The sequence below is a fragment of the Psychrobacter sp. NG254 genome, assembly GCF_015277735.1.
Classification (GTDB): domain Bacteria; phylum Pseudomonadota; class Gammaproteobacteria; order Pseudomonadales; family Moraxellaceae; genus Psychrobacter.
The window spans coordinates 493,633-501,098 of the sequence record NZ_JADHDA010000004.1 but is presented as its reverse complement, the minus strand read 5'-3'; the positions used below and the strand labels follow the sequence as shown (position 1 = coordinate 501,098).

Below are 7,466 nucleotides of genomic sequence, written 5' to 3'. Positions count from 1 at the left end.
CCAAAAATATACTCGCGGTCGGGCTTGACCGTCTTTAGTAGGAATCCCCTTCACTTTTAGGGAGGGGAGGAAGTCAAGTCATGAATTCGTGTGTTTAAATCGTTTTTTCATACTCATTTTTTGTGGCAAATTACTATAGATACAACCATTCAGGCAAGGCTCTAGTCTTCAAGGGCGCTCTTGTTTGTTGAAGTTATTACTATGAGGTAGGCCAAATAATGAGCAATATAACTACATTCTCAGTCACATCTTCAAATCGAAAAATCGACCCTTCACGGCGGCGAGGTGGCGCGTTTAAAGCTGATGGCTCTCTGAATGATAATGACCGTGTCGAGATAGGTCCAACAGATCTTGCTTTCAATGAGTGGGCTGAGCTAGGGTTGACACCTCCTAACCTTACACGAATGCGTGAATATCGCCTCCAAAGAATCGTAAAAGAACTACAGAAAAGAGATCTTGGCGGCATCTTATTGTTTGATCCTCTTAACATTCGCTATGCGACTGACTCCACAAATATGCAGGTATGGGTAACCCATAATCACTCTAGAGCCTGTTTTGTATCTGCATCAGGACATCTTATTTTATGGGGTTTTCACAATTGTGAGCACTTATCAGCACACCTTCTTTTGATCAAAGAAGTCAGAGAAGGCGCTTCTTTCTTCTACTTTGAAACCGGTGATAGAACTGACGAACATGCCTCTAGGTTTGCTTCAGAAATTCAATCTATTTTACAGGAGCATGTTGGAGACAATAAAAGATTGGCTATCGATAAAATTGAAATTGCTGGTTTCAATAAGATAAAACAGTTAGGAATCGATGTTTTTGATGGTCAGGAAGTGATGGAGTTTGCTCGATCTATTAAGAACGAAGATGAAATTAATGCCATGCGATGTTCGATTGCCTCAACAGAGGTGGCAATGAAGTGCATGCAAGAAACAACAGTACCCGGTATCACTGAGAATGACATATGGTCTATTCTTCATGCGGAAAATATTCGTCGAGGTGGTGAGTGGATAGAATGTCGAATTCTTTCTTCAGGGCCTAGAACCAATCCTTGGTTTCAAGAAAGCGGCCCTCGAATTGTGAAGGAGGGTGAGTTACTTGCATTCGATACAGATCTGATTGGCCCTTATGGAATGTGTGCAGACTTGTCTCGAACTTGGATGATTGGAGAGTGCTTGCCAAGTTCAGAGCAAAAGCATCTCTATCAGGTAGCTTATGAACATATCCAACACAACATGACTATATTAAAACCAGGAATGACATTTGAAGAGGTGACAAAATCTGGTTTATTGCTTCCTGAAGAATATAGAGCGCAAAGATATGGTGTCATGATGCATGGCGTTGGTCTTTGTGATGAGTATCCGTCTATTCGTTACCCCGAAGACCTTGAATGCCATGGCTACAGTGGTGTGCTGGAGCCGGGCATGGCACTCTGCGTTGAAGCGTATGTAGGTCGAGTTGGTGGTAAAAATGGTGTCAAACTTGAAGATCAAATCATTATTACAGACACTGGGTTTGAAAACCTTACTAACTATCCATTCGAAGCCGCTTTATTGGCTAATTAAAGATAGTCTATACAAGCTTGTTAAGATAAAGATTTGACATAGGTATAGTGTATTATTTGCGGGTTTAGGTGGTTAGGATACTCATCAACACGCTGATAGCCATTATTATCGTAGTATTGATAAGTACATAAAGTGTCTGTATGTAATGCATACGTGGTTACGCCATGTGCGACGAGATAAGTCTCAAATGCTTGAATCAACGTCGCTCCAATACGGTGGCGACGATAGTCTGGATCTACACAGAAAAACTGTAGCTCGCTATCAAAATCGACTGTCTTTCGTTTCGCACCAGCCATTTCTTTTTTCTGTAAATCACTTAATACCTGTCGACCTTGATCAGATAGACGCAGCTTTTTTTCTATCTGATCAATAATGGGCTTTTCATCGAATGACAAAGCTTTATGTGGATCTTGTCTAGTGATCCCTATCACCACACCGCAAATAATGTCATCGTATTCTGCAACTTGTATAAAAGTAGCATGATGACAGTCTTTAGCTAGAAATAGGGTAGCCAGTTGCTTTTGAACTTGTTTATCTGTTGCGGTAGTAAATATACTCAAGTTCATATTGACGACAAAAAGGTCAACAATGGCTGCAAAGTCTTCAGGCGTAGCACGACGGTATTGTATTGTCATCAGACACTCTCTTTATCATTAAAAGTGCTAGCGTATGCTGATTGACAAAGCATTCATACGCCAGCACTTTGACACTCGTATTTTGCTAACGGACTTAGCAAAATATAATACTTTTTATTTAATAGTCCGTATTTACCACTTCATTTCACCTGTATTTACTTTACTGCCTATTTGTAAATTAGTATCTCCAGATAACGCAGGATAAGCTGCTTCCATGGTAGAAATCACTTTTTCTGATTGCTTAGAGTCTTGCTTTTTTGCCTCATCCAGTGCTTGCTCAAAGGTTTTTAGATAGCTGAGGGTGAAATCAACAGCATAGTCTTTTTTGAGTAGGTTGCCCGAATAGTGACCTGGTATCACAAGGTTTGGCTTTAATTGCTTCATGTGTTCCAATGATTGCATCCACTCGCTACGAGCTTCTTTAGTTTGGGTATCAGCAGTCCATACATGCATACCTGATGTTACCGACACACCGCCGAAAACGGTTTTTGACTCTGGTACCCACATATATGCTTGATGGGTTCCCATCTCCTTGATTTCAATTTTGTGACCTTCTAGGGTCAGTGTAGACTGATCAAGGGTTTGCGGTACTGTGATCTTGGTAGGCGCATGTTTGCCAAGGATTGGACCCCAATGCTTTAATTTTGCATCTTTAGTCGCCTCAATGTGTTCAATAATCGAAGGGCTAGACATAACCTTCACATTAGGGAAGGCTTTGACTAAAGGCTGAAGACCGAAATAATAATCTGGATCGCCTGCCGTGATATAAATCATTTTTAAGTCTTTATTGCTTTTTTTGATCATATCAACCAATGCTTCACCGTCTTTGACACTAAACTGTGCATCGAACAAAATAGCATCTTTCTCGCCACTTGCCAGCACAGAAACCACTGGGAAAATAGCATTTTGATCAGGTTTATATGCTTGTAGTTGTAGATCGGCTGCGTTTGTTTGGGTTGCAAGCAGTAGCACACTGGCCGCCATAGAAGCTGTCATTAATTTTTTCATAATCTACCTGTATTTTCATTTGAGTAAATAGACCGCGTTAATGGCGGCATTCGTTATTAGCGGCTATTATATTCGATTGTATTTCGTTTAAATACGCTATAATTCGGTATTTACTGTTTCATTTTTCGCGCAAATAAGGATGTAGAGATGGATAGGCTGACCGCGTTGCAGGTGTTTGTCACGATCGTCGAACAAGGTAGCTTGAGCCGTGCGGCGGACAATTTAGACATGTCTAGAGCTAAGGTAACGCGCTATCTGACAGAGCTTGAGAGCTGGATGGATATGCGCTTATTACATCGCACGACTCGAAGTCTGAGCCTCACTGCACCTGGTGAGCAGACTCTTGAGGTGGCGTATCAGTTACTTGAATTGACCGATTCATTGGATCAGATACGCAATCAAAATACTTTGGAGCTAAAAGGTCAGCTGCGAATCACTGCCAGTTTTTCCCTGATTGATAGCCTTTTGATGGATGTGGTTGGTCGCTTTGTATCTCACTGGCCGCAGACAGCGATTGATATTCTTACCACTGATGATTCTGTTAACTTAATTGATGCCCGTATTGACTTGGCGATTCGTATCACCAATGACTTGGAGCCAAATGTCGTTGCTAGACGTATCGGTGAGTGCCACTCTATCGTATGCGCTGCACCTGAGTATTTCCAAAAACGTGGCAGACCTACAGATGTACAGTCGCTTGTACATCACAACTGTCTATCGTTTGCGTATTTTGGACGGTCTGCATGGGTGTTTGATGGGCCAAATGGTCCAGAGTCTGTTCCTATCTCTGGCAATATCAGCGCCAATATCTCTGAAGTCTTGCTCTCTGCCACTTTACGTGGACATGGGATTAGTTTACAGCCATCTGGCGCAGTCAAATCTTTGATTGCATCTGGACAACTTATTGAGTTATTACCTGAATGGAAACCTAAAACTTTGGGTGTGTATGTGGTTTATGCCAATCGAAAGCAGGTGACACCACTACAAAGAAAGTTTATTGATTTTCTCGCTGAAGAAATAAAGCGTTCGCCTTATTGGTAGCATTAGCTATGCTTATGAGCATTCTTTGCTTGTTGGGCAGCCCCATACGGTGAGTAATGGATACTGTTATCCATTACTCACCGTATGGGGTTGCCAAATTTAGATTGCTGTGGCCATATTAGGGCGTGTCCTCAATTCAATCGATGGTTATCTAAATGGGTTATAACAGGCTAACGATGGCTATCTTGATAACAAATGTGGTGGAATAAATGATAAGAGAGCTTAAAACGTTCGTCGCCGTTTGCGAGTTGGACAGTTTTGCCGCTGCCGCTCGGCATATAAACCTGACCCAATCTGCGGTTAGTGCGCAAATCAAAACCTTAGAAGACAATTTAGGATTGTCGTTATTTACGCGCTCTGCCAGAGCCATTACGTTAAATCCGCAAGGCACACGCGTTTTACCGATAGCCAAAGAAATTTTGGCGCTCTATTTGACAATGCAACTGTCCTCAGATACCGATATTGCTAGCTATTATGGACAGCTGAAGATTGGCTCGATAAACTCAGTGCAGGTGGGTATCTTACCAGAGGCGTTAAAGGCAATTACGTTGCTCGCCCCGTTAATGCAGACGGAAATTGTCCCTGGGCGTGCTATAGAGTTATTTGAGAAACTGGAAGTCGGGGAGATAGATGCGGCTATTACTATCCAGCCAGCATTTGCCTTACCGAAAGACATCGTTACCCAGTCTATTATGACTGAGCCCTATGTGCTGATTAGCCCCAAAAAATGGCCTTTTCATAGTCTTAGACAAACGCTCGAGCAGCACCCATTCATCCATTACACCTTACAGTCCTCAGCTGGTGCAAAATTAAGTAAATTCTTTAAACAACAAGACATCAAGGTGAATACGATCATGGAGATTAATGATCTGGATGCCATCGTTAGGATGGTTGAGTCGGGCTTGGGAGTGGCTTTGATTCCTTATGCTGGACTATGGATTAGAAGTACGCCTCCTGTCCAAATTCACCATTTAGGTGATAACAGTTTGGTTCGAGAGGTCGTACTGGCATATCGTTATACCGATCGTCAGCAGCCGCAAATAAATGCCTTAAAGCAGGTATTGGGACTGTAAGTTAGTCTGCAATCTTACAATGCCTAGCAGCCTAGTTCGTGTTCTCACTCGGACTAGGCGTCTGCTTGCGCTATTTAAACTTGGCAATTAATTAGCCACTTTAACCCGTCAACCTTTTTCAATCAGTGCAACCTCTCATAAAAAATCTCTGCTATTGAATAAACATCCTTCAAAAAACCTGCCCTAAAAGTATTAACCTCTTTCGATAGAGCCGATACTCAATAAAACGGATATAGTATTTAATAACGCGAAACTGGTATAAATTTTTCTGGCTTGCTGTGCCTATGCCGACAGAGACAGTGAAACATTCATCCCAGTCCCGCTGTATCTTTTTAATATTGGACTGACTATAGACCAACCTTATCTATAATATTTTTTGCTGAGCACCAAAATTTTTGGGGCTGAGAGCAGAATATTTACGTTTTTCTTGCTCTACATTCTCGGTTACGATGGCTCTAATTTTTAGTAACGCCAAGACAATGACTCTAAATAACTAAGCATTGTCTGTTTACTTCTTCAATTTACCTTATCTCTAATAAGCCATAAAAATATGAAACATACAGATAACCTAATCAATGACAAAGCATTGACTCGCATCGAAACAGATTTATTGGGTGAACAAGCCGTTCCTGCTAGCGCTTTATATGGTATTCAAACGCAACGCGCCTCGCAAAATTTTAATATTACTGGTATGCCAATCAGTCATTTCCCCGATTTGATTAAAGCACTGGCGATGGTAAAAATGGCAGCTGCTAAGGCCAATTATCAGCATGGCCTACTCAGTCAAGATAAGCTCAGTGCTATTACTGAAGCGTGTGCTGATCTTATACAAGGCGCGCATCATGACCAGTTTATTGTTGATCTCATCCAAGGCGGGGCAGGCACGTCGACCAACATGAATGCCAATGAAGTGATTGCTAATATTGGCTTAAAAAAGATGGGATTTGAGTATGGTCAATATGGCCATCTACATCCTAATAATGATGTCAACCGCTCTCAGTCGACCAATGATGTCTATCCTAGTGCAGCACGCTTATCGATTGTGTTTGCGGCAAAACCGCTACAAGAGGCCATCATCAAATTGCAAAATAGCTTGGCCGCCAAAGGACAAGCGTTTAGCCATATTCTAAAAATGGGCCGCACCCAGTTACAAGATGCGGTACCGATGACGTTAGGTCAAGAGTTTAATGCCTTCGCCAGTGATATAGGCAGTGAAACGGCTCGAATCGAAGACGCCTGCCTACAGTTATGCGAATTAAATTTGGGCGGTACAGCGATTGGTACGGGTATCAATGCACCCAAAGGGTATGCTGGCTTGGCGATTCGTGAGTTAGCCGATATCAGTGGTCTACCAGTGACCCTTGCCAAAGACCTAATAGCAGCCAGCGCAGATATGGGCGCTTTTATTAGCTTTTCTGGTTCTCTCAAGCGTTTGTCAATTAAACTGTCTAAATTGAGCAACGATTTACGCTTACTATCGAGCGGGCCACGTACCGGTCTGGGTGAAATAAATCTACCGGCTATGCAGCCCGGCTCATCCATTATGCCCGGTAAAGTCAATCCTGTAATTCCTGAGGCCATGAACCAAACCGCATTTCAGGTGATGGGTACAGATATGACGATTACTATGGCAGCAGAAGCAGGGCAACTACAGCTCAATGCGATGGAGCCGCTGATTGTTTATAATCTACTGAACAATGCGCGTATGTTAGAAAAGGCGATTCGTATGCTAGATGAGCGATGCATTCAAGGCATTACAGCCAATGAGACCCGCTGCGCACAGCATGTCGAAAACAGCATCGGTATTGTGACGGCACTGGTGCCTCATATAGGCTACGAAAACGCCAGTCGTATCGCAGGACATGCTTTGTTAAGCGGTTCAGGCGTCGCTGAGCTAGTCAAACAAGAAAAATTGCTGAGTGACGAGGAACTGGCCGCGATTTTATCACCCGATAGAATGGTCAGTAGCATATAGAGGTAGCCCAATATTCAAAGGCTGAGTTAGGGCGTGTCATTCATTAGCGTATTGATGCATTGATATTGGCACATTGATAGATGCGCTATTCTGTACATTAAAAAAGACCTTCAATCGCTTGAAGGTCTTTTTAGTTTCATCAGTAATGTTAGCTTTTTAAGCATTT

6 protein-coding genes are annotated in these 7,466 nt (G+C 42.5%); 4 read left to right on the top strand and 2 right to left on the bottom strand.

Annotated features, from left to right (window positions below):
• Window positions 1-218: 218 nt before the first annotated feature.
• Window positions 219-1,568 (top strand): dimethylsulfonioproprionate lyase DddP, encoded by a 1,350-nt coding sequence (dddP, locus tag IP510_RS09405; RefSeq protein ID WP_194364515.1) that lies wholly within the window; start codon window positions 219-221, stop codon window positions 1,566-1,568.
• Window positions 1,569-1,588: 20 nt separating this feature from the next.
• On the opposite strand, the gene IP510_RS09400 is transcribed toward dddP, so the two are convergent.
• Entirely contained in the window at window positions 1,589-2,203 is a 615-nt protein-coding gene (locus tag IP510_RS09400) for a GNAT family N-acetyltransferase (RefSeq protein ID WP_194364514.1), read from the bottom strand.
• A gap of 132 nt (window positions 2,204-2,335) precedes the next feature.
• Complete coding sequence (locus IP510_RS09395; RefSeq protein WP_194364513.1) at window positions 2,336-3,211, bottom strand: MBL fold metallo-hydrolase; 876 nt, start codon at window positions 3,209-3,211, stop codon at window positions 2,336-2,338.
• Between the two features lie 147 nt (window positions 3,212-3,358).
• Between IP510_RS09395 and IP510_RS09390 the strand changes: the two genes are divergently transcribed.
• From IP510_RS09390 to IP510_RS09380, 3 genes are all read left to right on the top strand, one after another.
• On the top strand, window positions 3,359-4,252 hold the full coding sequence (locus IP510_RS09390) for a LysR family transcriptional regulator (RefSeq protein ID WP_194364512.1): 894 nt from the start codon (window positions 3,359-3,361) through the stop codon (window positions 4,250-4,252).
• A gap of 209 nt (window positions 4,253-4,461) precedes the next feature.
• Window positions 4,462-5,325 carry a LysR substrate-binding domain-containing protein gene (locus IP510_RS09385; RefSeq protein ID WP_194364511.1) on the top strand — a complete coding sequence of 288 codons (864 nt, stop codon included), beginning with the start codon at window positions 4,462-4,464 and terminating at the stop codon, window positions 5,323-5,325.
• A 571-nt stretch (window positions 5,326-5,896) separates the two neighbouring features.
• Window positions 5,897-7,300 (top strand): aspartate ammonia-lyase, encoded by a 1,404-nt coding sequence (locus IP510_RS09380; protein ID WP_413786477.1) that lies wholly within the window; start codon window positions 5,897-5,899, stop codon window positions 7,298-7,300.
• Window positions 7,301-7,466 lie beyond the last annotated feature (166 nt).

Bases quoted from the DNA above. Each gene is read 5' to 3' on its own strand.
- dddP (WP_194364515.1), top strand. From the start codon at position 219: ATGAGCAATATAACTACATTCTCAGTCACATCTTCAAATCGAAAAATC.
- IP510_RS09400 (WP_194364514.1), bottom strand. From the start codon at position 2,203: ATGACAATACAATACCGTCGTGCTACGCCTGAAGACTTTGCAGCCATT.
- IP510_RS09395 (WP_194364513.1), bottom strand. From the start codon at position 3,211: ATGAAAAAATTAATGACAGCTTCTATGGCGGCCAGTGTGCTACTGCTT.
- IP510_RS09390 (WP_194364512.1), top strand. From the start codon at position 3,359: ATGGATAGGCTGACCGCGTTGCAGGTGTTTGTCACGATCGTCGAACAA.
- IP510_RS09385 (WP_194364511.1), top strand. From the start codon at position 4,462: ATGATAAGAGAGCTTAAAACGTTCGTCGCCGTTTGCGAGTTGGACAGT.